Raw genomic sequence first — 23,420 nt, 5'->3', positions numbered from 1 at the left:
TCATCTTTGTCGAACAATATGTTTAACAGTCGCTCCTTACAGCGGCAAAATGAATTGAAAAATGGAAAAAAGAATAATTAACCCCTGGCAGTGGCAGAATGAACGCAGTTATGTTCAAGCTGTTGAAGTAAAGCATGTTGAAAGTACCTTGTACGTTTCCGGGCAAACAGCAATCAGCGCGGATGGAATATCAAGCGATAAAGACATGAAGTCCCAATTGATCGAAGCCATACAAAATCTTGAACAGGTAGTTTCCGAAGCCGGTTATGAATGTAGTAACATCGTGAGGCTAAATATCTACACCACCGCGACTTCCGAATTATGGCCCCATTTCAATATTTTGCAGGATTGGATTAAGAAACATCAGTTACAGCAAGCGACAACGCTATTAGAAGTGAAAAGCCTTTTTGAAACACTGAAGGTCGAACTAGAAGCCACTGCAGTTAAATGAGTTTTCCCTACCGGGATGGCAATAAAAGATCGCCGGAAGTTTAAGTACTTCCGGCATATACCATCCCATTCCTAGCATCCCTTACCCCACCTTATTAGTCCTTCTTTGCTTTATGATTTGTAAAGCAGAACCAATAATAAACAGAATGAAAAGTAAAAGAAGGGTTTTAGCGATTAATGGATCCTGAGGGCCATTTGCCAAGGGGTGTCCTACCGGAACACGGTTAGATGTTTCATTTACAGTTGGGGTCAACGGCAGGAAAAACCTTCATGAGCAGAAGCTCACAAACGCTTATACCGCTTATTAATTAGTGAAGAAGTAAATTCTTTTGTTAATGAGCTGATTCACTAGTCAACGTATCATCCAAATTCAAACTAACCGTCTGTCTCAAAATCATTTGCCGCAAACGGTCTTCGTGTTCATCAGCCCATTGTCCCATCGTGGCAATAACAGGAATTAATGTCTTGCCAAATTCAGTCAGGCTGTAATCTACTCTTGGCGGTACCACCGGATATATTTTTTTCGTAACTAAATCGTGCTCTTCTAATTCTTTCAGCTGCATATTCAATACTCTGCGAGAAGCATCGGGGATTTTGCGTTGTAGTTCACTCGGACGTTTATAACCTTCATTGATAAACCAGAGCAGACGGATCTTCCATTTGCCGTAGAGTACTTCACCTATCAGATCAAGGCCACAATTCAAGTTTGGTATTGTCTTCCTTTCATACATCTTACAAAACTACACGTATGTAGCAGTCAGTGCAATAGGGGAATAATTTATCCCTATATGAATCGTAATGCCCTACTTGTGCAAACTGTTTTTATACTCCAGTTTTGTCCTATAAACATTCTCAAAAATGGAACAATTTAATTTCAATAATGAATTATCAGGCAAGATCGCCCTGGTAACTGGAGGGACAAAAGGGGCTGGAAGAGCTATCGCAGAAAGGCTTTCCCAAGCTGGTGCAACAGTGATCATTACTGCCAGGAACAAACCGGAAACTGAAAATGGAAACTTACATTTTATTCCTTCCGATCTGAGTAAGGCGGAAGGTACACAAAAGGTAGTTAACGAAGTATTATCAACATACGGGAGACTGGATATTCTGGTGAATAACCTTGGTTCTTCATCAACCCCTGCTGGTGGCTTTAATGCATTAACTGATGAAGATTGGGAATCAACTCTACAAGCTAATTTGCTTGCCCCAGTTCGACTGGACAGAGGATTTCTACCACAAATGATAGAACGAAAAAGTGGTGTTATCATTCACATCGCTTCAATCCAGGGCAAATTGCCACTGTACGAATCCACTTTGCCGTATGCCGCTGCAAAAGCAGGATTAATCAACTACAGCAAAAGTTTATCGAATGAAGTGACGCCAAAAGGCGTCCGTGTGCTGACTGTTTCACCAGGATGGATAAATACAACCGCATCCATAGCCTGGTTGGGCGAGATTGCAAGAAATGCAAATAGTACTGTAGAAGAAGCTCAGCAAAGTGTCATGGATGCATTGGGTGGAATACCTTATGGCAGACCTGCCCAACCCGAAGAAGTAGCCGAACTGGTTGGCTTTTTGGTTTCGCCGAGAGCAAATTATCTTACAGGAACAAATTTTGTAATTGACGGTGGCACCGTACCAACTATTTAACATCTAAAACATATAATATGAACTTACCGAAAGTAATATCCGATTTAGTAGAAGCACAAAATAACTTTGATAGTGTTGCTTACGCGAATTGTTTTTCCGAAGAAGCAGTAGTTTTTGATGAAGGCAAATCGCATAAAGGGCGAAAAGAGATACAACATTGGATTGAGGATGCCAACGAGCGTTACGAGGCCACTATGGAGCCGGTCAGCTTTGATGATAAGGAACCGCAAAGCATTTTAAAAGTGAATGTCTCTGGGAATTTTGACGGAAGCCCTATCGTTTTGAGTTACCGCCTGGAAATAGCCGATAATTTGATACAATCGCTGAAAATTTCAGGATAAGGGGAAATGGCTAATCTTAGCCATTTCTGTTTACCTATCTCCAAGCGTCCAAGGATGTTCCGTATTAGCTCAGCCAATCATCAGCGCTTAAGTGATATGGCAGATAATAAAGCTCATATCATTATTACAGTTAACTCAATTATCCTTTCAGCTATTTTAAGCTTCCTTATCCGCAAAATAGATTCAGAGCTTTACCTGGCTTGGCCCACTGCCCTAATTATGTTGGTTAGCTTGTCTGCAATCATTTTTGCGATATTATCCACCCGTCCTTCGATCACCAAAGGAACCTTTTCTCAACAGGAGGTAGACGAAAAGAAAGCAAACCTCCTCTTCTTCGGAAATTTTCACAAAATGTCCTTTGAAAGTTATTCTGCTGCAATGCTAGTGGCGATGAATGACAAGGAGTACCTATACCAGATGCTTATTAAGGACCTGTATTCCCAGGGTGCTGTTTTGGGAAAGAAATACAGGCTACTGCGCATCTCTTATAATATTTTCATGTACGGTTTAGTTGCAGCAGTATTTGCTTTTCTGATCGCAAGTTTGTTATTCGCATAGAATGACCCCTCTCTTGATAAGATGAATAATTAAAAATGACACCTCAATTGATTGGGGGAAAATAGGTGCAATTAAATAATTTCTGAATCTGATGATTCGACACTAAATGTTGCTTCTAAAACAGCTCTGTTGTTCTCGCCCCATTGCTCCAGGTCTTTGATAATCGGCAACAGGCTAAAACCCAGAGGTGTTAGCTGATATTCAACTTTAGGAATTTTAGTGTCGAAAGAAATTTTATCTACAAACCCATGTTTTACCAATTCATCCAACTGCTTATTCATTACCCGCCTGTCCACCGCTATCTTCTTCTGCAACGCACCTGGTCTTTTTATCTGTTCAGAGATATAATAGATCAGCATTAATTTCCATTTGCCGTTTAAAAGTTCTTTAAATACATGGAGCCCACATTCAGTCCTGATAGGAATTTTTTTCTTGTACATCGTTTGGTCAATCAATTGTCATAGCAAATACGCACAAAGTTGTGCGTACTTGCGATGGGGTAAGTGATGAAATAATTTTGATTCAAATAACAAAAAGACAATGATCAAATTTACTTTTTTAGTGCAAAAATTACCCGGTATGAGCCTTGAGGAATTTGTGGATTATCACAAGAACCATCACGCTCCTCTATTCATGTCCATCCCTGAGACAGAATTTTACGTTAGAAAGTATGTAGTTAACCACCCTATAATAGCTGAAGGGTTCCCTAAGCCCTTATACGATGCTGTTGTAGAGATCTCGTTTGATTCGTTTGATGATTTCAACGCATTCTTCAATTCAGAAAATTATTTAAACAAGGTTCATCCGGATGAACCTACATTCTTTGATACTAAAAACTACATCGCTATGGCGACTAACGAAACAATTGTTAAAGCCAGTGCATAAATAAGGCGTTTATCAATAACGCACATCCGGCTGGTAAGCTAGATGTGCGCTATTGATTTACGAGTGCTTTATTCCGTCAGCATGGTTAGTTTTGGTTCCTGTTGGCCAGGATATGGTGGTTAGAGAGATGTAAAGATTAGGAAGTAATAATAGTTATTCCTGTAAAGGATGCTTTTAGGTCATTTGTATAGATACCATGTTGCACATTTTTACCACTTTTTTATTCAAAGTTTCCCTTGCAGAGGTTTGATTTTTAATTACTTGCGGCTACTAACTAATTATACTTAAATGAAAAAACAAATCTCTCTAACGGGAGTAATCGGGAAGATTACTTTCGGGGTAGCAATTGTTCTATTTGCTACAAGTTCAACAGTGCTAACAGGATGTAAAAAAGAAAATCAGGAGGCTCCTGCAGCTGAAGAAACTGTAAGGAATTCTTCAAAAGGTGGCGATGCTACCGTCCAGTCTTTCCAATCGGGTACAAACAATGGTTATTACTGGTCTCTTTGGAAGAGTGATGGCGCAACAGGTACTTGTACTTACACCAACGGCTCAGGCGGTAACTACTCGGTTTCCTGGAACAACTTTAACGGAAATTTCACTTGTGGTAAAGGTTGGAGTACCGGATCACGTACCAGGGTAGTGGGTTACAATTGTGGGGCCTTTACACTTAACAACGGAGGCGGATCTTTTGCTTATTATGGATGGACAAGAAGTCCGCTTATTGAGTATTACGTAAATGAAAAGTGGGGAGCTACCAGGCCTGCGTCAAGTGATCGTAGAGGGTCTGTTTCTTCAGATGGCGGTACCTATGATATCTATACTGCTATACGTACTAATGCCCCATCTATTGATGGTACTCAAACTTTTCGTCAGGTTTTCAGTACCCGTACTGCTCAGGCCCCAACCGGACAGAACCGGTCAATTACTTTTGCTAATCATGTTAATGCATGGTCACGTGTTGGTTTAGGTCTTGGAAGCGATATTTCTCCTGCGGCAATTTTGCTTTCAGAAGCTTATGGTACAAGCTCTAACGGATACGTAAACGCTTCAGTTTGGTAGTTTAATAACTGCAAAAAAGAAAAGCTGATTAATAGCCGGTTGGTGTTTTTACCATCCGGCTTGTTTGCTATTTAGCCAAGTAAATCATTTCGAAGGGGATATATAGGTAAAGCCGTTCACCGATTTTAAAAATAGTTAATGACAAAATTTCTACTGGTATCATTAGCCGCCATTTTTCTGATAGGAGCATGTAAGCAGAAAGATGGGTTTGATAATTCAGACCTGGTATTAGTAAAGGGCGGAAACTTTATAAATACAAAATCAAATCTGTACGGTAAGATTTCTTTACCTGATTTCTATATAGGAGCACATGAAGTAACGCAGAAAGAGTGGACTGATATCATGGGAACCAATCCCTCAAAATTTAAAGGCGACAGTTTGCCTGTAGAAAGCGTAAGCTGGTACGATTGTGTAGAGTATTGCAATAAAAGGAGTATAAAAGAAGGCCTGCAACCTTATTATATTTTAAATAAGGATATCAAGGATACCCTTAATAAGAGCGAGTTCGATACGTTGAAATTTACGGTAAGAGTGAATACTGGAGCTAATGGATATCGCTTGCCATCAGAAGCTGAATGGGAATACGCAGCCAGTGGTGGTCAGAAAAGTAAAAGTTATAAATATAGCGGAAGTAACTATATTAATAACGTTGCCTGGTATTGGAAAAATTCAGGTGATAAGGTTTTAACAGGATCCTGGATTTGGGCTAAAGTAGAAAATAATCATGGGAAAACCAGACCTGTAGGTGGAAAAAAACCTAATGAGCTTGGGCTGTACGATATGTCGGGAAACGTCCGCGAATGGTGCGAGGATTGGTTTCAGGATTATGAAATTCCTCTCGGTCAAGTACGCTCACAAAGAGGTGGAGGTTGGATGGGAGCAGAGCCTCGCTGTGAATTCTATAATCGTCACAGCTTTGAAGCAAGTGGCACAGGGCCCGACCAGGGATTTCGTATTTGTAAAGGATTATAGAAAGTCCTTATTCAGTACAATACCTTCCCTGTTCGATGCTAATGCCGAGTTTTATGTAACTACCCTAATTCTGTGCCAATGTTTAGTGCTATTTACCCTAATTTTGTGACAAATTATGAGGTTATTTACCCTAATTTTGTGCCATTCGCAGATACAATAGATTAGGCACGCTATACGAGCGTCGTTTTCTCAAGCAGGAAAACGAATAAAATTTGAAGGTTTTGGTAACTCCTCATATCGCTCTAGAGATATGAGCGAAGCATTGCGTACTTTAGAGAATGCTTTACTTATACAGCTACTATACCCGTCTACAGATACAAAGCTACCATTACTACCAGACCATAAAAAATCGCCACGATTACAAATTCTGGATACCGGGATGCTTAATTACTTTGCAGGTATTCAAAAAGAAATATTAGGCACCGCTGATCTGAATAAAGTATATCAGGGAACGATGATTGAACATCTGGTTGGACAAGAGCTCCTGGCTTCCCAATTTAACGCATTGAGTAGTCTTAACTTTTGGGTAAGGGAAAAAACGACATCGTCTGCCGAGTAGATTTTATTTGGCCATTTGATGGGAAACTCATTCCAATCGAAGTAAAATCGGGAAAAGAGGGAAAACTAAAATCTTTACATTTATATATGGATTTGGTTTCACATCAAATGGCTATACGTTTTTATGGAGGGGAAATAGTTATTACAGTAGCGACAACGCCCGAAGGAAAAAAATACCACTTGCTTAATTTACCCTATTATTTGGCTTCTCAAACAGAACGCTATTTGCGGTGGTTTCAAAATCAAGTAGAAAATAGTTAGATGGTTTATTTATAGTAATGATCGCGGCAAACTAATCCCTTTGAGTTCTATTCCATGAAAAGGGTATATGTCGGCAATAAGTAGAGGCCCTCCTTTTTTATTGCAATTCGGCTTTAATTAGTAAGTGGTTTTCAAGATCGTGTATTTAGCTGATTATTTATATTTGTAATTGTGAGAGAACCGGTTAACATAGCAAAGCATTTTCCTAAGCACCTTTTTTGGGATGTTGATCCAAGCAGCCTTAACACCCAAAGGGATAAAGATTTTATTATTCCGAGAGCTCTTTATGCAACAACTCCTGCAACGTTCGAAGAAGATATAACTAAACTTGAAGGGTTTTATTCAAGTGAAGAAATTGTAGCTGAATTAAAGTTTACTAAAGAAAGGATCAGTAATCAGGTATGTGAGTTAGTTGCCAAACGATATCACATTGAGACATTTAGCAGGTTTTTCAGAAGAAAGCAATGAACGAATTACCTTTCTTTTCCTTTTCATTGGAAAAAATGCTTGATGTCATAATTCGCAATTTTATTAGCGAATGATCTCGGACTATTCCCCGAATTATTAAGAGCATACGGATCTGCACCTTTACTTAGGAGTAGCTTTATCATATCACCTCGTCCTCTGGATTCAGCAACAGCCACGAACAAAGGAGTAGCGCCCGAATTATTTCTGCAATCAACCTCAGCCCCTTTCTCTATTAAGTATTCCGCTATATTAATGAGATAGTCGTGGGCAGCACCTCGTGCATTGTCCTTGCTACCAACTCATTTGATACAAATGAATATCATACATCCGCTTATTACCTAAAGACATCTTAACGTCCTTTACAGGAAGGATCAGTTGATTATCAGAGATAGCCATTTCAGCCAGTTCAGGTACCTGTCCTTTTCCAGCCTTTTCTGGTGCTATTTTCTGCAAGCGCTCAACTTTTCCCGATAATGCGTTAACTTCAGCTATTGTAAATCTTGCTTTCCAATCATCAGAAGCAAATAGATACCAGGAATTATTTCTGATAAAGGATCTAAAGGCCGGTGTTGCTAGGTTCCCGTATATTCTTGGTATTGCTGAAACTGATTTTTCGATCAAATTAGTATCAAGATTGTAAACTAGAATGCCGTTCGCAGTATAAGTGGCAGGTAGCATATTTCCTGGAATAGCAGGCAGATAACGAACATCCCCAAGGGCAACCAGGTAATTATCATTGAAAAATCCGACACTTAAAAGCTGCAGGCCGCTTACATTACCTAGCTCTAACGCTGAAGACTGTTTATCCATCAGGGTAAGAGATTTCTCCAGGGCCTGAAAGTCTGCTTTCTTCCAACTTTTTCTAAAGCCAACTCGCGTGTTGCTTGCAAAGTCGTATTTATTGAAAATGAAGATAGACTCCTCATTTATTGCGTATGCTCCAGTCAAATAAACCGTATTGTTACGCTGGGTGTCTGCTATGAGATTTAAAAAATTATATCGTTTTCGTTCGCCTGAGAAGCCGGAGGTGTAAGGCTCAAAAATGGCGGTAGATGGTATTTCCTCCCCTGCATCGTACTTGCTGAGAGTTACTCCCTTTTTTTCTTCTGATACCGCGATGTATAGATCGTTGTTAATTGTTTTTGTAGCACCTATGAAATCGCCGTAGGGTATTATAGGGAGAAGACTATCAATAGTCTCGAGATCAGTATTATAAGTTGAAACACTGAACCTCCTGATAGTATTGGTATTATTCTGAATTGTCTTAGTGATCCACAAAGCATCAGCCGCACCCTGGGCAAATTTAAAATTTCGCTTAGTGTTGGTTTCCCTTGCCAGTAAAGAGAAAGACTTTTTGTCTTTCGAAACAATGAACTCAGAGATGGTTAGGTAATCATCATCACCCATATAGATCATCCTTTCAGTAATCACCTTTCCATTTTCAGAATCCAAAACTGTAGCCTTGTATGTACTATTATTACCGCCAAACATCGCGGCAAAATCAGTGCTTACCACTACCAGGATGTTGTCGTCCAAACTAGCGCCAAACATCAGCGAGCCTTCCAACGTCTGCTCCCAGTTCTTTTTCAACCCGGGCGTAGAAGAAACGATCTCTACCTGCTTATCATTTTTGGCAGACATAAGAATTACCTGCCTGTTATGTATGAAGCTTTTTAGATTGGTGCTTTCGGTAAAATAATTAGGAGTCCTGGACTGAGTTTGAGCCTTGATCTCAGGAACATAGATGAATAGTAGGACCGGAAATAGTAGGTATAGAAACAACCTTTTCATTTATAAAATAGTGGGCAAGATTAATCAGAAATATATGAGTTTCTTACTTCCAATCTGTGTGCAATAAATCGCAGTGTAAAGTCATCGCGGTTGTCGCTCTTATGATATAAGGTTATTTACTCAACATTCTGCTGCAAGAGCAGTTACGGCAAAACTAACTATTTCTGCGAATTCCAAAGTGATTTTTATTACCATGCTATATCTAATCCGTGTTAAAATTGGCTGTTTTTTTAAACACGGTCAGAAAACGATGGATACAACACAAATATTTGTTCCACTTTCTTCATACCGGCCTATTTGTATTTATTAAGAACTACCATTATTTTTAGCATGTAAATTATCACAATGATTAAACACACCACGAAGCTTACTTCCAGAAGTATTGAACAGGGCGGAATGCCTTCCGATTATAAGAAGGCTATAGCAGAATACATTTGGAACGGTTTCGACGCTGGTGCTACCAGGGTTAATATTGATTTTTCAGGAAATTCCATAGGGTATTTAAGCCATTTTAGTATTGCTGATAACGGTAGTGGTATTGATATTGAAACAATAGATACAACGTTTGGGAACTTTCTCGATTCAATAAAAGCCGATTCTTATCTAAGTGATAGTTTTATTAAGGGTAAGAAAGGGAAGGGGCGTTTTGCTTTCAGTATTTTCGCAAATAAGTGTGTCTGGAATACAACATTCCGAACTCCGGAAGCAGGCCTTCTGGAGTACAGTATTAGTATTAATAAAGGAGATCAGCAAAACTTTACGATCGAGGATAGAAAAATTTCTGCCAATTCCGCAACAGGAACGAAGGTACAGTTCTTACACTTTTTTGATCTGACATCAGACTTGCTTGAAAAAAAAGAGTTTGTAGAATATCTGGCAAGTGAATTCGGCTGGTTCTTATATCTAAACCGTGATAAGGATTATTCCATCTTTCTAAACGGAATACCATTAGATTATAGCTCAATAATAAGCGAACATGAATCATTCTCGCACGTCATTGACGATTACGCCTTCACCATTAGCTATATCAGATGGGCCCGATTGATTGGTGACAAATTCTATTTCTACTTCCTGAACTCGGGCAAAAAGGAGATTTCAAGGAAGCACACCTCATTCAATAATAACACGGTCGAGTTCTTTCATTCCGTCTACATCGAATCAAGCTATTTTGATAATTTCAAAGAAACGCAAATGGATGCGCCGGTTATTGCATTTGCTGAGAAAAACCAGGCTGACTTAGTATTCAGACACTTGTTAAAGTTTCTAAATACCTATGTATCTCAGAAGGAAAAGCAATTTGTGAAGGATACTCAGGCTGTACGGTTAATATCTAATTACCATACAACTGGTATTTTTCCGAAGTTCAAAAATGACCACTATGATCTTTTGCGGAAGGAGGATCTTGAATTAGTTGTGAAAGAGCTGTATTGCGCTCAACCCAAAATTTTTCAGGGATTGAAGAAGGAGCAAAGCAAGACATTGATAGGGTTTTTAAATTTACTGTTAGGAAGCGAACAGAGGGAACATGTGCTAGACGTTGTTGAAGGTGTTGTAAAGTTAACTGAGGATGAAAGGGTGGAACTGGCGGAGGTCTTGAAGAAGACCAAGTTGAACCCTAAAGGAGAATGATAGGCCATTAAATCATACCGAATAAGATTTACTAATAAATCTTATTATAGGGCTTTAAAGTAAGACCTTAAAAAGAAGGCCGTGAAATGCTCCCGATCCAGTTACTACCCCCTTAAAAATATTTTCCGGTGCCATTCCAGGTTCTCTTGGCGTGGATAATATCTAGATCCAAAAGGCAGTCTGATCTTTCGTGCATTCAGTTGTTTCAAACTGTAAGGATGCGCTTCGACCTCGGAGATGTGAGAGGTCACAAGAATTCACTACTAACATATTACCCGGCTTCATCAAGAAAAGCTTATCTTATAGGAGGTCCGGGGGCAACGACCTTAAATGATCCCAACAGGATTGTTTGTGAATTTTTAGAAAGCTCGTCTTGTATAACACCAACAATCGATTCAGTTACATTACTTGGGGAATTCTCCCACTGGTATAAACTTGGACATAAAGTCCTGTTTTTTTGATCAACTACCGCTATCAATAATAGAGATCTTCCATTTACCCGATCATTCACACCGAAATTAAATCCCTTGAGGTAATCAAAACTCTTCTTGAAAGTGGTAGTCGCATCATTTAAATATCTAATTCCTGTGATTTCACCTTTAGCGCTTGTTTGCAAAGTCATTGCTAAATAGTTGAAGTTGCAATCTGACTTAACCGAGTCTGGTAGTACATAATTTTTTATTAGATATTTATCGAAGCTGAGGAACTTTTTACTCTCCTGAGCCAAACAATGACAAGTAATTCCAAGAAGGATACAAGTGATAAAGATGTTTTTTTTCATACGATATGCCTGAATTGGACGTTTTTGTATCACATTTAATATAATCATCACAGCCGACTTATTAAAACATCTGTAATACAAGGTAATCCGCTAAGATTCGGAAAATCAGCAAGGAGGTTGTCTTTTGAAATAAAAAGCTAAAGTCCTAAATTTAAGCTTTCGATCTTATTACAATAATGAAGTTTAGAATTCTTTCGATTGCAGCTATAACAGCTGTTATTCTACAAATCGGGTGTACCCATTGCACTCCTAAAACATTAGAAGCGATTCCTATTGAGATGCAGCCTGATTGGAAAGGAATAGACATTAGTGAGCTACCTGTAAATTTCGGACAAATACTGCGCTTTAAGAAAGATAATGATGTTATTGATGCACTTGTAATGGACTTTGATAAAGATGAAGGCGGTATTTATATTGGGTTATGTTTTTTTTATAAAACAAAGCTTTTTGGAAGGCAGATACCAAGTGGTTGGATTAATACTCAATGTCTTAATCTTTTGGATGGGATATATTTAAACATTGATGGACTAAAGCAATACCAGGTCATTAGTCAGATAAAAGTTGATAGAGGCAAAGTGGGGATAGGTTCAATAAATCCTATATCAAACGTTAATGAGTTGATGGTAGAATACAGAAAAGGAATCGAACAACGTAAGAAGAAGCAAACTCCTTGTAATGAAGGATTAACAGACGAAAAGTCTGTTAGAGAGTGCTACTTCGATGTCGAAACTATAAAACAGCAGTAGAACTAATAAAAGGCCAGAAATAGTCTCCTAATCCTGGCCAGTTTTATCTAAACAAACTAAATGTTTGCCTAATCTTTATTATTGATTGTATAATGGCACATACACCTCATTTACGAAATCCTCTGCTGTTGTACTCGTAGTAGTCGAATCATCTCTTTTTTGATAGTTCATAAAGCCACTCTTAATAGCTGTTCCCATTTCAAGGAGATTATCAACAAAATCTTCAGAAAATCCGTTGCCCAAGAATGTTTGCTTCACCTGTTCTACTGGTACCTGTACATATGGCAGTTCAGCGTTGCCTATTGCTTTACCAATTATGCTGGTGAATTCTCTATAAGTATAATCTCTTGGGCCCATTACTGCATGAACATTTTTGCCATTAAAGTCAAGGGTTGCTAAATGCTTAGCGGCAATTTCTGCAACATCCCGGGTGGCTACCATAGGTATTGAGTGGTCTCCATCTGCCACTGTACCGTTGATCCCCATTTTTTTAACCAAACCAATTGTTCTAAGAAAGTTTTCCATGAAGTAGGCCGATCGAATATGTAATACATTGACGTTATTCAATTGATTCAACCTCACTTCTTGTTCTCCAGTTCCCCCCATTATACCATTTCCTTCATGCATGTGAGAACCAAGGCTACTCATATTTACTATGTATTTAATGCCTGAGTCTTCGATGGCTTTAATTAAGATACCTGTTACCTGCCTTTGGTAAGCTCTTGTGTTCTCTGCTTTTACATTGTCCGGTAAAAGAATAAAAGCACTGTCAGCATTTCTAAACGCATTGGTTAGGGTTTCTACGTCGCTGATATCCCCAGCAATGGTTTCCGCACCTAGATGCTTAAGTTTTTCTACCTTATTAAGGTCCCTTACGATCAATGTCACCTGATGGCCCTCATTTATAAGGATCTCTGAAATTTTACTGCCCACTGTTCCTGTGGCTCCGAGAATTACTATGTTTTTTTTCATTTCTTTAGTTTTTAATTATTGGCGACTAGCGGTTATGAGAAATTCAGGCCGGCTCTTCTAAAAATGGATAGTCAATATATCCCTGAGATCCACCGCCGAACATCGTTGGGCGGTCTGGTTGATTGAGTGGGGCATCTCTGTCGTGAACAGCATCGGTAACTTTCCTCCATGCTTCAATCTGTTCCTCAGAGTAAATGCCGGGTGTGAAAGGGCTTCCAATTGCCTGTTCGCTGATGTTGATGGCTTCTGTAAATATTAGTCCTGCACTCACTCTTTGTGTATAATACTGATGTGCAAGTCGCCCACAATCCCGTTAATGTCTGCACGGCTTCTTGTCATCGCCGACATAGCCATGCTGTTTTTTAGCTTTAGATTTCCTAAAGTGGTTTGATTTAATAGTTTCATGATTAGATTATTGCTTCTGTTTTTGATTAGATTTGTTTTAGAAATTGCCTTTTTATTTGTTTAATTATTATACTGTAAAGGTGCCGTGTTTGAAGAGGATAAACTTGTATCAGATCACTGTTCTTGAGAACTCATCTGGGCAGAGGTAGGAAATTATGTTGCGGTTAAAAGTCCGTTTATGAATATTCCAAAAGGCGGTTTGTTACATTGCTTCGAGAATAAAACAGAAACTACGGCTCACCTGCTTTGTACTGTAGTGCCTGCAGGGTTGGAAAAGTTTTTCGAGGAGATTGGTCAACCCGTGGAAGTTGGACGATTTCTGCCACATCCGGTAATGGACAAATATATATCGAGAAGTTGCAGGAAGCTGCTAAGCGCCACGGCCAGCAAGTATTTCCAACAGACTATCTCGAGGATGTCTACTAGAATAAGGATTTAAGCTTATCCTTGGTATGCTACATTCACCTTGCTTGTAGTAACCACGGTTTTATAGAAATATTTAATGGACTTGAATGAGATCGCTATTGTATTTTAAAGCTGTAGGAGGCATGCCAAACATTTCATACATGTATTTATTCAATTGAGGCAAGTCATAGAATCCGGTGAAGTAGGCGATATCTGTAAGACCTTTATCTTTTTCAGATAATGTAACATAAATAGCCTGTCGTAATCTTGTCCACAATAAGTATTTAGACAAACTGCTTCCTGTTTGTTTTTTGAAAAGAGAAGCTAGACGGGAAGGAGACAGAAAAACCAGATCTGAAAAGGTTTGAGGGCTTATGTCTCGTTCGAAGAAGTTGCTTCTGATATATTCAACCATTTTCGTTACTCTTTCATCATACTGCGTTGCTGGTACGTTTGACAGTAATGCGCTGATGATAGATGAAATTTCAAAACTCTCTGTATCTAATTGAAAATACTTGAGTATTTCATCTCTCGTATTGAACACAATCCGGTCTTCATCAGGTCCAAAGCCATTTGAAAGCTCAATGCCTATATTGGAATAAGGCTCTATATTAAGAACGCTCAACGTTCCTTTTTCTGCTACGCATAAATGAGGGACTTGTGGTTTAATAATGAAGCCAAAGATGTTTTCGCACAACTCCCCTTTAATAGTTGAGTTAAAAGGAGAGTCGTTTGACAACACGATTTGATAAGCTGAATGTTTATGAATTTCAACTGTAAGGTTGTGGGCAGTGAGGGCGAGAATAAAGGGATTACTTATTTGTTCTTTCATTCACTTTTAGTAGCAGTCTAAAATAAGGCTTTTGTGAAAAGTTCCAGACCTCAGTTTATCTATATTTGTCCATTTTAAATTCCCTCAAAAAGCTAACTATAGTAATTTTTAATTGGTTCGGATTGTTCCGTCAGAAGCTGCAACTCGGCAGTCCATTTCTACGACAACTTTCCCAACGTATCCTCCTTTTTCAGCATATTCAAAAGCCTCTTTGTATTTGGAAAAAGAGAATACCCTATTGACTTCAACCTGCAATCCTTTGTTCACAGCATTGAGCAAAATATCAGTGGCTTTGGCCGAAGGGCTCGATAGTATAACAATATGTTTTTTGGAGGTAAAAAGGTTTTTGATAAATGAAGTGGGGATTTCAATAGGCTGAGGCGTTGAATTCAAAAACAAGCTTTTCGCTTTCATGATTGGGCGGGCGTCTTTATAGCTTAGTTTACCCGATAGATCAACCACGATGTCAAAGGTAGCCTTATGAGAAAGAACGTCGTCTTTCGTGTAATTTAGAAGAGCACTAGCACCCCATTGCTTTGCAAATTCAGTTCCATGCGTTGATGTAACGGCCGTTACATTAGCGCCACGTTGTTTTAGTAGTTGAAGTAAAAACATACCAAAACCTCCGGTTGCACCGTTCACCAAAACTTTAGTTTCTGAGCTAAGGTTACCCATTTTTTCCATAGCGTTAACAGCAGCCGTTCCAACTACTGGAATGGAAGCAGCCTGAAAGAAATTGATGCCAGAAGGTTTTTTCCAAACTAATGAAGAGCTTACGGAAATATACTCTGCTGACGCACCTGTTTTCATGTTTTTTACCACGCCAAAAACCTCATCGCCTTTTTTTAAATCAGTAACAGTAGATCCGACTTCTTCAACAATACCTGAGAAATCAGTTCCAGTGTATCTGGGAAATTTGGAACCCGACATCAGTTTCATTTCTCCCTTTCTTATTTTCCAATCCAAAGGATTAATAGAAAATGCTTTTACTTTTACCAATACCTCGTCTCTTTCAATTGTAGGTTCTGGTTGTTCTGCGATCTGGAAGACATCAATGTTTCCGAATTCTCTATAAACTAATGCTTTCATGATATTATTTTTAAATGCTTCAAATTGATATCACAAAGTTGCCAATAGAGGCATTCTCAAACTTGTATCAAATCACTATTGTGCTTTTCAATGATTAAGCTACTGCTAACAGTCTTTTCCAGCTACACAGTGCTTGTTGTGTTAATTTTTCTATGCTTTTTTAACATGTTAATAGAACGTGTTAAAAATTGTCTGTTTTTTTAACATGTTTGAAAAAACGTGTTAACTTCTTCGCTGGAAATTTAATGTTTCAGGCGTATCATAAACAAATGCTGTTTAATCAGAATCATTTGCCCCTGGTAATTATACTTCCGGACCTAAAACTATTTCCCCTATCTGGCTGTCTGAACTTCCAAACATCTGAACTTATCCTATGAAAAAACAACTACTATCCCTATGCCTGGCCTTGCTATCATTTACAGCGTGTTCTGTTGACGAACCTGAACAGCCTTTAACAGAAAAGGAAAAGGCCACTGTAACGTTTAACGTGTCTGACCTTGCCGTGTCAGTTGGTGATTTTAAGTCTGGTTCTAATGCGACTACTCTTGCAGATTCTGTTAAAAAATTCGCTGACTATTTAAGTTGTAAGATTTACGATAATAATGGAACTCCTTATACTATAATAAACCAGACTAAGAGCACGCCCAATTTCGGAACCTTTAGGGTAGAATTACCTACTGGTTCATACAAAGCTGCCTTTGCTGCTTCAACGGGAAATTTCAACTGGAATGTTGCTAATAATTATATTGCCAGGATTATGTAGATCCTGGAAACCGGACTTATGACTTGTTTTTTAAGAAAATAGATCAGATTAAAGTAAGCGAGGACGCAGTTGAGGAAGTAATTTTAGATAGAATAGTATCCGGAATTGACCTTGTTGTAGAAGATTCAATTCCATCCGTGGTATCTTCTATAAGCATTATTACAAAAAATGAAGGATCTGTCCAAATGGTGCATGATGGAATTTCTATGGGTTCAGTTCCAACCCGTACCGCTACCTTTACCATAGGTAATCGAGATCGCAGAATTCTAAATAAAACATTCTCTACTTATGCCCTCCCCAATGATGGTATTCCCGGAACAGCTGTCGAAATAAAAGCATTCGACGCGAGTGCAAAAGAATTAGTTTCTAAGGAGGTAAAGGTCGACTATATCAGGAATAAGAAGATAACTATTAAAGGAAAATTATTTACAGGTTTATCGACCGGGAATAGTAATCCGAATTTTTTAATCAAAGTCAATGAAACGTGGGACAAGGGGGGAGTTGAGATTAAGCTTCCTTAGCTAAATCTGAGAAAGAACCATATAAATCCATATTGGGTATCTCCGAAGTATAAAATAAGACGCAAAACTATTATTGCACATCAAAAGGCAGAAATCATGGTGTTAGAAATATTGAAACTGGTGACAGCGTCAGTATTGGAATAACAGCATGTGGCACCGATCATGAAAGGGATGTTACCGGTAGGTGTGTGAAGACCTTCCAGCTCCTCCTTTAATAATTGGTGTCGGAAAGTATGGGATTAGTGCCCGTAAACAAGACGTATTGCTTCGGGCATATTACATGCACCGGTTTTTAACATGATATTTTTTCTATGAGTTTTTACAGTATCAATACTTAAGGAAAGGATGGAAGAAATGTCTTTTGTTGTGAAGCCTTTGCCTGCTAATTCTAACACTTCCAGCTCTCGTTTTGAGATATTATAATTGACTTGTCTGTAATTAAATTCGACGAATTCAAATTTAGATTTTCCGTTACGTCCGTTCGTTACGGTTAGCTTGATATCTGAGAAGCGTGAATAACTGGTAATGTCTACACTCTCAATGAACTCTAACCAGGGCTTCCCGTCAATGGAAAGCTGAATGAAAGTGCTCTGGCGAAGTATATGTCTATAACTGCCGTCAGCAGCTTTAACTCTAAAATTATAACTGAACTTTAAGTCACATCTAAACTCGCAGGGAGTCTGATAAAACAAATCAAAAATTTGAATATGTATCCTTCTGAAACTTGCTATGTCATCAGGATGAATAACTCCTAAAATGAATTCTAGACCCTGTTTTAGAAATATAAAGGTGTCGTAGCCAAGAGCGTTTTTTACCGAGGAACTAATTTCTTCATACCGCATAGTTTTCCAATTAAACACTGCGGTATAAGTACTTTTATTACCTGCCTGTTTCAAATACTCTCTCGCTTGAACTATATCGCCAGAGGTAAGCTGCTTAACTCCTGCAATTATTGACAAGTCGTCTGGCGAAAGAACGGGGGAATGTGAAGGTAGATGCATAGGATAAAGTCTGCCTTCTAAATTAAGCATTTTGCCTTTTTAATCAATTCTTTAAAATCACCTTTTTAGGTGATTGATGACTACAATACAGAAGTGTAACTTACCTATCAAAACAAAAGGTGATTAAGGTTAAAGAATTAGAAACGTATTATGTCCGAAGATCAAGTGTTTTTATTCTTTAAAGTGATATCAGTTGCATGATTTTTCTTAATTAAAAATACGTCTATGAAAAAAATTTTATTAACCCTCTTTTTATTAACAACACTAATTAGTCTTTCCCATAGCCAAGAACCTACCAGGGTGAAAAATTATAAAGGCTTTGTGACAGCTTTCCGGGCTACTGATGCTGCAATATTTTACAAAAAAAACAAGACGAGGATTGAAGGATTGACTGGCGAGATTAAAAACTCCAAGCTTCCTGTAGCCAAAATAGAGGAACTAGAAGGAAAATATAAAAATATTAGATCCGCTTCGCTAGAACTTTATGAAGGATTAATAAGCGATTTGAAAACTACAGAACGAAGGAGACAAATGGTAACCTCCCCAGATCCATATCTTGAGTCTCTTGAAGGTAAAATCAGAAATATTAACTCTATGTGTGATGACTTCGAGAGCACATATACTGCAACACAATCTGGCACTAAAGCAAACAAAGTAATTGTTACTGTCGTGACTGAGATTATCATTCCCTTAGCAATGGAATTCATAAATGAAGTAGCCGTTCCTTATGCTGTTCAAAAATATGGTGATAAGCATTTACGTCCACACATTGTTTTCAAATCATGGTAAAGCTTACAATGTTCTGGTTTATTCTTTTATTTACCTCTCACCGTCTAAAAGCAGACATTATTCCTATTTTCTTGGTAGATACATTTGATGAGACAGTAGGAAATGCTTGCTCAATTGATCGGACAACCGGGCTTCATTTTTTTTCTCAACTTGAAGAACTATTAGGCGAAGCAATAGATCCTGTTGTTTTAGAGGGAAAAAGCTTTTCTAAGAAGGAATTAGAAAAGCTATATTCCATGGATTTTAAAGACGATGATTTTATTTTCCTATTTATCTCCTCTCATGGAACTCGGTATGCAACGGATAAAACAAGTTTCCCTAGAATAGTATTTCCAGACAAGGAGAATGTTTCATCTTTTGAGATATTTGAGAATTTCAAAAGGTGTAAGCATCGAAGTCTTCTTATGGTTACAGATGTTTGCAATAACGAAATAAGCCAGATTCCTGATGAAGATAAAGATAATCTAACTAGTAGACGCCCGTTTACACCTATAAGAGGCTCTTTAAGTGATGACGAAATAACCCGAAAAAATGCAAGTAAGCTTTTTTCCAAGAGTTGCTTTGATTTAATAATAAATTCCAGCCCTGCAAACATTACGTCGTTAATTACAGAGCATGGGAGTTTATTTACGACGAATTTCTTCTTCTCAATGTCGACAATGCTTAAGAGTAATACTTGCAGCAACATCTATGATATAATTAAGAATGCGAGTCGCTTGACAAAAGTGGATACAGAGACTTATTTCAAACATCGAGGTGACAGAAAGATCATCAATGATACTAATTGTCCTTATATACCTATCGATTCTCTAATTTCAAACTGTAATAATGATATCCTCACCCCATATTCTAAAGAAAGGTTTAATTTAAAAGTAGATATTAGAAAGGCTGCGTGGATTTACAGGCGGCATGGAAATAATTATCGTCTTGATATTAAGACGTCATGCTCAAGTTCAATAGATTGTAAAGTAATTGAATCTATTACATATTATTTAGCTGAATCACTTCACAGCCAAGTGGTTAATCGAGGTAATCCCTCAAGTGTATGCATTTTTAATGTGCGCGAATCAACTTATATAACGGCAATTGTTACGTTAACAGATGGAGAAAATGTATTCTTACGTAGCTTTGTTAATGTAAATGGTAACAAATAAGGTACATTAAATTAAGCTTTACTTGTTAGAAGTGTAGCTATTCTTACAGGATAATGACACTCTCCCAGTATTTGCATTAATAAGATTCGTTTTCGAAAATTATCAGAGCTAACACCTTTCTCCCGGCCAGAATCTAGTGTCTCTAATGCCAGCTGCATATTTGATGATTCTAAATGAAGAATTCCCAAAAACAATTAAAATATTAAAGAGATAGAGATTCAGGTAGAAATGGTGAATAGAATATAAAAATTTTCGCTGATTATGTGCCAAAAGTGTGCAATCAGCGGCAGGCATTGTGCTTTGAAGAAATAATTAAAGAAATAATTTTGAGCATTGCTAAATCGATAGTTGAATTAAACTTGTTTGCGGAATGCTTATCACCGGTTCTAGCAGAATTAATATTAATGTGATTACAAAATGAAAAAGATCGCTGCTATAATTATTTTATTGTTTACCTCTTTGATTTTACCTGCACAAACGTTCCATAGCGTTATTTATGCAAATACCAACGATAAAAAGATAGGAAAGTACGCTAAACGGGACATAGAACTTGTCAAACAACTATGTGATAGCCTTAGTGCAAATTTAAGCTACAATTTAAATCTTATTGTAAAAGACGGCAATAGCTTCAAAGTAGAGTCAGTTAAAGAGATAGTTGACAGTTTAAATGTAGAAGAAAAAGATATAGTTTTTTTCTACATTGTTAGTCACGGTTCGGCGAATTCGAAGAGCGAGTTTCCCAGGGTTTCACTTTTTAATGACAAAGGAAGAATCGTTAAAATTTCTAGCTATGAATTGTACGAGACTTTGTGCCATAATTTCGCTCACGCTGCGGCAATCATATCCATTACGCAAGCTTGCAATAGTGGACGTGCCTTTGAACCTCAACCATTTCAGTCCGTTCTTAAAAGCATAAAAATTCCTCTTAACTCTTTTCGATCTGATTATAGCAGATTATTTGCAAATAAGATCAGGATTATTTCTTGTAGTAGTCAACCAGGTAAAACTTCTTATACTGGCCCTAAGGGAAGCTACTTTACTAGGGCCTTTTGTTCCACGCTAGATTTATACTCCAATAATTCGCCCCTCCTCAAAGATTGGGAGAATGTATTTGTTGAGGTACAAAAGGAGTATGATAAGATTCAATATGCGCATAAGTTCAAAACTAAGAATCTGAGAAAGGCAGTATACAAGATTCAACGGTTATGAAAAATGGATATAATATTGATTTAAATATTTGAAAGCTTATCTATAAAACTATGAAAATACACTTACAATCAATCAAATCTGAATTTTTGTTTTTCTTGTATGGGCTAACTTTTACCGTGCTTTTATCGCTTCAGACGCATGATACACATGCACAGTACGTTAGGCTTTCAAGGGCATCTGTAAAATCCTTAGAGATGGGTGGAGAAAGAATTGAGCATGTTTCGAGTCCATTAAAGTTAGGAGTAAGCATAGGATACACTATGGGTACTAATAAGCTTTACAGTATTGCCATTAATCCGGTAGATCAAACTGTTCAATTCGATAAAGTTTCTCCTTTGAACGTTGTATTATCTACTGCGGTGATGTTCAATTGGAAAACTTGGTATTTGAGACAAAAAACTGATCCAAATGGAAACCCAACACTTAATAACACTAAAGGACCAGTCTTTGCTATTCCCTCAAAATGGTCGGTAGGGGCTATTCTCAATCTTGCTCAATTTTCCTCGGAATCGAAGTTATATAATCAAAAAATTGATGGAGGTCTGGGAATCGGCTATGAGTTAAACGAGAATATTTTTGTTTTAGGATCATTTGAGTTTCTTTCCGTGAAGCAGCCGCGAGATTATTTTATCAATGATTATAATGGTCAAAAAAAGCAGTTTCTCATAGAGAATGTTCCGCAAAAAAATATTAATTACGACGACTTAAACGTCTTCCATGACAAATATGTACCCAGCATTTCTTTGAAAGTAGTATTTGGTTTAGCCCTGACAAAAAGAAATACAAGTGACGAAAGCGGGAATCAACTGATAAAAGGTTCTTCTGAAGAAAGACAGCGGGATGAGAAAAAAAATTAGGAAGTAATTTTTAACTTTGGTTTAACCACGCTTTCTTACTTATACCCACATTGCCCAATTGAAGTGTGATAACTGTTTTTGGATTTAAGTAACACTTTTGTGACGTTTGTAACTACAAAAAATTGTGATAAGGTTTAGGTTAATCTGCGCTCCCATAGCGCAGTATTTTTTCTTTGTCGTTTTCCGCTTCGGTTTACCTTCTTCATCAATCAAAGTGTCAGATAAAGTTGGTTGTGCTTTCTCCTTTTTCTCAAAAAGACATTGCTTCATCGCTTTTTCTTTTGGCTTTTTCGTCCAATCTCTCGGTTCTGCTGCATTGAAGTATAAAACTCATCAACTTACTCATAATTGCTAATTTCAAGCTTTGTCTTGGTATCAAAGGATTTTTTCCAAATTTCCCTGGTCAATTTGCTACTAGTAATATTTCTGATAAGAAATTCTGCCCATGAGTCTTGAAAGAGGTAGTCTGAATGCGCTTCATCGAAGTGGCAATACTTGATGTTGGTTTGAAAGGGATCCAGCTTTAGCTCGTCTTCGTTAGTTGGCCTTATTGAGAAGGCATAGTACAGGCAGCGAGGGTCAAAATGTGAAATTTTTTCTTGGATAGAGGAATTAACCTTATTTAAAACATCCTTTGGCTTAAGTTTTCCTGCATTAAGGACTTCTGCTTTTACTACCTTATCTTTAACGATAGCAGTCAGCTTTGAAGTAAGCGCCCGAGCAACCCATCTTTACTTGCACCTAAATCTACGGTTTCTTTGCAAGATGAAGAAAGTAGCACAAATGCGCCAGGTGGTGCAGCAATGGAAAGAAAGTGGACTGACACAAAAAGCTTATTGCGAAAAAATCGGAGTAAAACGAACTACTTTTGCTAATTGGGTAGCACGCAGCAGAGAAAATGCAGGTGTGGGCTTCATTGCAGTAAAGCCACAGGTTAAACCAATATCAGAAAGCATTGAAGTAATCTATCCTAACGGGGTACGTCTTAAGATTAATGCTTCCCATATTCCGGTTCTTTCTGAATTGATCCGTTTGGCTTAATGTTCAGCCTGAACTCATCTCATCGTTATTTCCTTTATCAAGGTTACTGTGATATGCGGAAATCCTTCGACGGATTATGCGGTCTGGTGATTTCTGAACTGCACAGAAATGCTACCAGCGGAGATGTATTCGTTTTTTTAAACCGCCAACGTACCCATATCAAGCTATTGCATTGGGAGCATGGAGGCTTCGTATTATACTACAAACGCCTGGAACAAGGTAGTTTTCCC

The 23,420-nt window shown here is 38.0% G+C and carries 31 protein-coding genes and 1 pseudogene; 21 read left to right on the top strand and 11 right to left on the bottom strand.

The genetic code is table 11. The features are described from left to right. Window positions 1-61 precede the first annotated feature (61 nt). On the top strand, window positions 62-451 hold the full coding sequence (locus J4N25_RS24920; RefSeq protein WP_207424613.1) for a RidA family protein: 390 nt from the start codon (window positions 62-64) through the stop codon (window positions 449-451). A 331-nt stretch (window positions 452-782) separates the two neighbouring features. Here J4N25_RS24920 and J4N25_RS24915 read toward each other — a convergent pair whose 3' ends face one another. Then, on the bottom strand, window positions 783-1,181 hold the full coding sequence (locus J4N25_RS24915) for a winged helix-turn-helix transcriptional regulator (RefSeq protein ID WP_207424612.1): 399 nt from the start codon (window positions 1,179-1,181) through the stop codon (window positions 783-785). 127 nt (window positions 1,182-1,308) lie between these two features. Between J4N25_RS24915 and J4N25_RS24910 the strand changes: the two genes are divergently transcribed. The 3 genes from J4N25_RS24910 to J4N25_RS24900 are packed head-to-tail and all read left to right on the top strand — an operon-like array spanning window position 1,309 to window position 2,999. After that, window positions 1,309-2,100: an SDR family oxidoreductase gene (locus J4N25_RS24910; protein ID WP_207424611.1), complete on the top strand. Its 792-nt coding sequence runs from the start codon at window positions 1,309-1,311 to the stop codon at window positions 2,098-2,100. A gap of 17 nt (window positions 2,101-2,117) precedes the next feature. Beyond that, the gene (locus J4N25_RS24905) at window positions 2,118-2,441 is read left to right on the top strand and encodes a Cif family virulence factor (RefSeq protein WP_207424610.1); all 324 of its coding nucleotides are present in this window, start codon (window positions 2,118-2,120) and stop codon (window positions 2,439-2,441) included. A 6-nt stretch (window positions 2,442-2,447) separates the two neighbouring features. Next, window positions 2,448-2,999 (top strand): Pycsar system effector family protein, encoded by a 552-nt coding sequence (locus J4N25_RS24900; RefSeq protein ID WP_500784472.1) that lies wholly within the window; start codon window positions 2,448-2,450, stop codon window positions 2,997-2,999. A 71-nt stretch (window positions 3,000-3,070) separates the two neighbouring features. On the opposite strand, the gene J4N25_RS24895 is transcribed toward J4N25_RS24900, so the two are convergent. Next, the gene (locus tag J4N25_RS24895; protein WP_207424608.1) at window positions 3,071-3,439 is read right to left on the bottom strand and encodes a winged helix-turn-helix transcriptional regulator; all 369 of its coding nucleotides are present in this window, start codon (window positions 3,437-3,439) and stop codon (window positions 3,071-3,073) included. A 100-nt stretch (window positions 3,440-3,539) separates the two neighbouring features. On the opposite strand from J4N25_RS24895, the gene J4N25_RS24890 reads away from it, so the two are divergent. The 6 genes from J4N25_RS24890 to J4N25_RS24865 all read left to right on the top strand — a co-directional run bounded on the left by J4N25_RS24890 (window position 3,540) and on the right by J4N25_RS24865 (window position 7,205). Beyond that, window positions 3,540-3,884, top strand: a complete 345-nt coding sequence (locus J4N25_RS24890) for an EthD domain-containing protein (RefSeq protein ID WP_207424607.1) — start codon at window positions 3,540-3,542, stop codon at window positions 3,882-3,884. Window positions 3,885-4,172: 288 nt separating this feature from the next. After that, window positions 4,173-4,946 (top strand): glycoside hydrolase family 11 protein, encoded by a 774-nt coding sequence (locus tag J4N25_RS24885; protein WP_207424606.1) that lies wholly within the window; start codon window positions 4,173-4,175, stop codon window positions 4,944-4,946. Between the two features lie 138 nt (window positions 4,947-5,084). Then, on the top strand, window positions 5,085-5,918 hold the full coding sequence (locus J4N25_RS24880; RefSeq protein ID WP_207424605.1) for a formylglycine-generating enzyme family protein: 834 nt from the start codon (window positions 5,085-5,087) through the stop codon (window positions 5,916-5,918). Between the two features lie 160 nt (window positions 5,919-6,078). Next, the gene (locus J4N25_RS24875; protein WP_439648778.1) at window positions 6,079-6,477 is read left to right on the top strand and encodes a DUF8612 domain-containing protein; all 399 of its coding nucleotides are present in this window, start codon (window positions 6,079-6,081) and stop codon (window positions 6,475-6,477) included. Next, window positions 6,441-6,737, top strand: coding sequence for a hypothetical protein (locus tag J4N25_RS24870; protein ID WP_207424699.1), 297 nt, complete (start codon window positions 6,441-6,443; stop codon window positions 6,735-6,737). The genes J4N25_RS24875 and J4N25_RS24870 overlap by 37 nt, the downstream gene beginning before the upstream one ends. A gap of 171 nt (window positions 6,738-6,908) precedes the next feature. After that, on the top strand, window positions 6,909-7,205 hold the full coding sequence (locus J4N25_RS24865) for a DUF6922 domain-containing protein (RefSeq protein WP_207424603.1): 297 nt from the start codon (window positions 6,909-6,911) through the stop codon (window positions 7,203-7,205). Window positions 7,206-7,228: 23 nt separating this feature from the next. On the opposite strand, the pseudogene J4N25_RS27225 reads toward J4N25_RS24865, so the two are convergent. Together J4N25_RS27225 and J4N25_RS24855 are read right to left on the bottom strand one after the other, a co-directional pair. After that, window positions 7,229-7,465, bottom strand: a pseudogene (locus J4N25_RS27225) (ankyrin repeat domain-containing protein); the annotation flags it as partial. 31 nt (window positions 7,466-7,496) lie between these two features. After that, on the bottom strand, window positions 7,497-8,996 hold the full coding sequence (locus J4N25_RS24855; RefSeq protein WP_207424602.1) for a hypothetical protein: 1,500 nt from the start codon (window positions 8,994-8,996) through the stop codon (window positions 7,497-7,499). A gap of 345 nt (window positions 8,997-9,341) precedes the next feature. On the opposite strand from J4N25_RS24855, the gene J4N25_RS24850 reads away from it, so the two are divergent. Further along, on the top strand, window positions 9,342-10,625 hold the full coding sequence (locus J4N25_RS24850) for an ATP-binding protein (RefSeq protein ID WP_207424601.1): 1,284 nt from the start codon (window positions 9,342-9,344) through the stop codon (window positions 10,623-10,625). Between the two features lie 295 nt (window positions 10,626-10,920). Here the strand turns inward: J4N25_RS24850 and J4N25_RS24845 are convergent, their stop codons facing one another. Next, on the bottom strand, window positions 10,921-11,406 hold the full coding sequence (locus J4N25_RS24845) for a hypothetical protein (RefSeq protein ID WP_207424600.1): 486 nt from the start codon (window positions 11,404-11,406) through the stop codon (window positions 10,921-10,923). Window positions 11,407-11,582: 176 nt separating this feature from the next. Here J4N25_RS24845 and J4N25_RS24840 point away from each other — a divergent pair, with 176 nt between their 5' ends. After that, complete coding sequence (locus tag J4N25_RS24840) at window positions 11,583-12,152, top strand: hypothetical protein (protein ID WP_207424599.1); 570 nt, start codon at window positions 11,583-11,585, stop codon at window positions 12,150-12,152. Between the two features lie 78 nt (window positions 12,153-12,230). Here J4N25_RS24840 and J4N25_RS24835 read toward each other — a convergent pair whose 3' ends face one another. The 3 genes from J4N25_RS24835 to J4N25_RS26855 are packed head-to-tail and all read right to left on the bottom strand — an operon-like array spanning window position 12,231 to window position 13,529. Then, on the bottom strand, window positions 12,231-13,124 hold the full coding sequence (locus J4N25_RS24835; protein WP_207424598.1) for an NmrA family NAD(P)-binding protein: 894 nt from the start codon (window positions 13,122-13,124) through the stop codon (window positions 12,231-12,233). Between the two features lie 43 nt (window positions 13,125-13,167). Beyond that, on the bottom strand, window positions 13,168-13,395 hold the full coding sequence (locus J4N25_RS26860; protein ID WP_369410884.1) for an oxidoreductase: 228 nt from the start codon (window positions 13,393-13,395) through the stop codon (window positions 13,168-13,170). Then, window positions 13,392-13,529, bottom strand: a complete 138-nt coding sequence (locus tag J4N25_RS26855) for a hypothetical protein (protein WP_242696023.1) — start codon at window positions 13,527-13,529, stop codon at window positions 13,392-13,394. The genes J4N25_RS26860 and J4N25_RS26855 overlap by 4 nt, the downstream gene beginning before the upstream one ends. A 178-nt stretch (window positions 13,530-13,707) precedes the next feature. On the opposite strand from J4N25_RS26855, the gene J4N25_RS24825 reads away from it, so the two are divergent. After that, window positions 13,708-13,968 (top strand): hypothetical protein, encoded by a 261-nt coding sequence (locus J4N25_RS24825; protein WP_207424597.1) that lies wholly within the window; start codon window positions 13,708-13,710, stop codon window positions 13,966-13,968. A 60-nt stretch (window positions 13,969-14,028) separates the two neighbouring features. Here J4N25_RS24825 and J4N25_RS24820 read toward each other — a convergent pair whose 3' ends face one another. Beyond that, window positions 14,029-14,766 (bottom strand): helix-turn-helix domain-containing protein, encoded by a 738-nt coding sequence (locus tag J4N25_RS24820; RefSeq protein WP_207424596.1) that lies wholly within the window; start codon window positions 14,764-14,766, stop codon window positions 14,029-14,031. Window positions 14,767-14,874: 108 nt separating this feature from the next. Further along, entirely contained in the window at window positions 14,875-15,855 is a 981-nt protein-coding gene (locus tag J4N25_RS24815) for an NAD(P)-dependent alcohol dehydrogenase (protein ID WP_207424595.1), read from the bottom strand. A 373-nt stretch (window positions 15,856-16,228) separates the two neighbouring features. On the opposite strand from J4N25_RS24815, the gene J4N25_RS24810 reads away from it, so the two are divergent. Beyond that, window positions 16,229-16,618, top strand: a complete 390-nt coding sequence (locus tag J4N25_RS24810) for a hypothetical protein (protein ID WP_207424594.1) — start codon at window positions 16,229-16,231, stop codon at window positions 16,616-16,618. A 23-nt stretch (window positions 16,619-16,641) separates the two neighbouring features. Beyond that, complete coding sequence (locus J4N25_RS24805) at window positions 16,642-17,139, top strand: hypothetical protein (RefSeq protein ID WP_207424593.1); 498 nt, start codon at window positions 16,642-16,644, stop codon at window positions 17,137-17,139. Between the two features lie 239 nt (window positions 17,140-17,378). Here J4N25_RS24805 and J4N25_RS24800 read toward each other — a convergent pair whose 3' ends face one another. Further along, the gene (locus J4N25_RS24800) at window positions 17,379-18,170 is read right to left on the bottom strand and encodes a LuxR C-terminal-related transcriptional regulator (RefSeq protein WP_207424592.1); all 792 of its coding nucleotides are present in this window, start codon (window positions 18,168-18,170) and stop codon (window positions 17,379-17,381) included. Between the two features lie 195 nt (window positions 18,171-18,365). Between J4N25_RS24800 and J4N25_RS24795 the strand changes: the two genes are divergently transcribed. From J4N25_RS24795 to tnpB, 6 genes are all read left to right on the top strand, one after another. Further along, complete coding sequence (locus tag J4N25_RS24795; protein ID WP_207424591.1) at window positions 18,366-18,929, top strand: hypothetical protein; 564 nt, start codon at window positions 18,366-18,368, stop codon at window positions 18,927-18,929. Next, complete coding sequence (locus J4N25_RS24790) at window positions 18,923-20,083, top strand: caspase family protein (protein WP_207424590.1); 1,161 nt, start codon at window positions 18,923-18,925, stop codon at window positions 20,081-20,083. Before J4N25_RS24795 ends, J4N25_RS24790 begins: the two co-directional genes overlap by 7 nt. Window positions 20,084-20,500: 417 nt before the next feature. Further along, window positions 20,501-21,292, top strand: coding sequence for a caspase family protein (locus tag J4N25_RS24785; RefSeq protein WP_207424589.1), 792 nt, complete (start codon window positions 20,501-20,503; stop codon window positions 21,290-21,292). A 50-nt stretch (window positions 21,293-21,342) separates the two neighbouring features. Next, on the top strand, window positions 21,343-22,149 hold the full coding sequence (locus J4N25_RS24780; protein ID WP_207424588.1) for a hypothetical protein: 807 nt from the start codon (window positions 21,343-21,345) through the stop codon (window positions 22,147-22,149). 765 nt (window positions 22,150-22,914) lie between these two features. Continuing rightward, window positions 22,915-23,190, top strand: coding sequence for an IS66 family insertion sequence element accessory protein TnpA (tnpA, locus tag J4N25_RS24775; RefSeq protein WP_207424587.1), 276 nt, complete (start codon window positions 22,915-22,917; stop codon window positions 23,188-23,190). Beyond that, window positions 23,190-23,420: IS66 family insertion sequence element accessory protein TnpB (tnpB, locus tag J4N25_RS27220; protein WP_207424691.1), on the top strand; the 231-nt coding region annotated here is incomplete at its 3' end. The genes tnpA and tnpB, both read left to right, overlap by 1 nt.

The sequence above is a fragment of the Desertivirga brevis genome (assembly GCF_017355835.1).
Note: the sequence above shows the minus strand (reverse complement) of the source record. Positions and strands in the feature narration are given on the sequence as shown.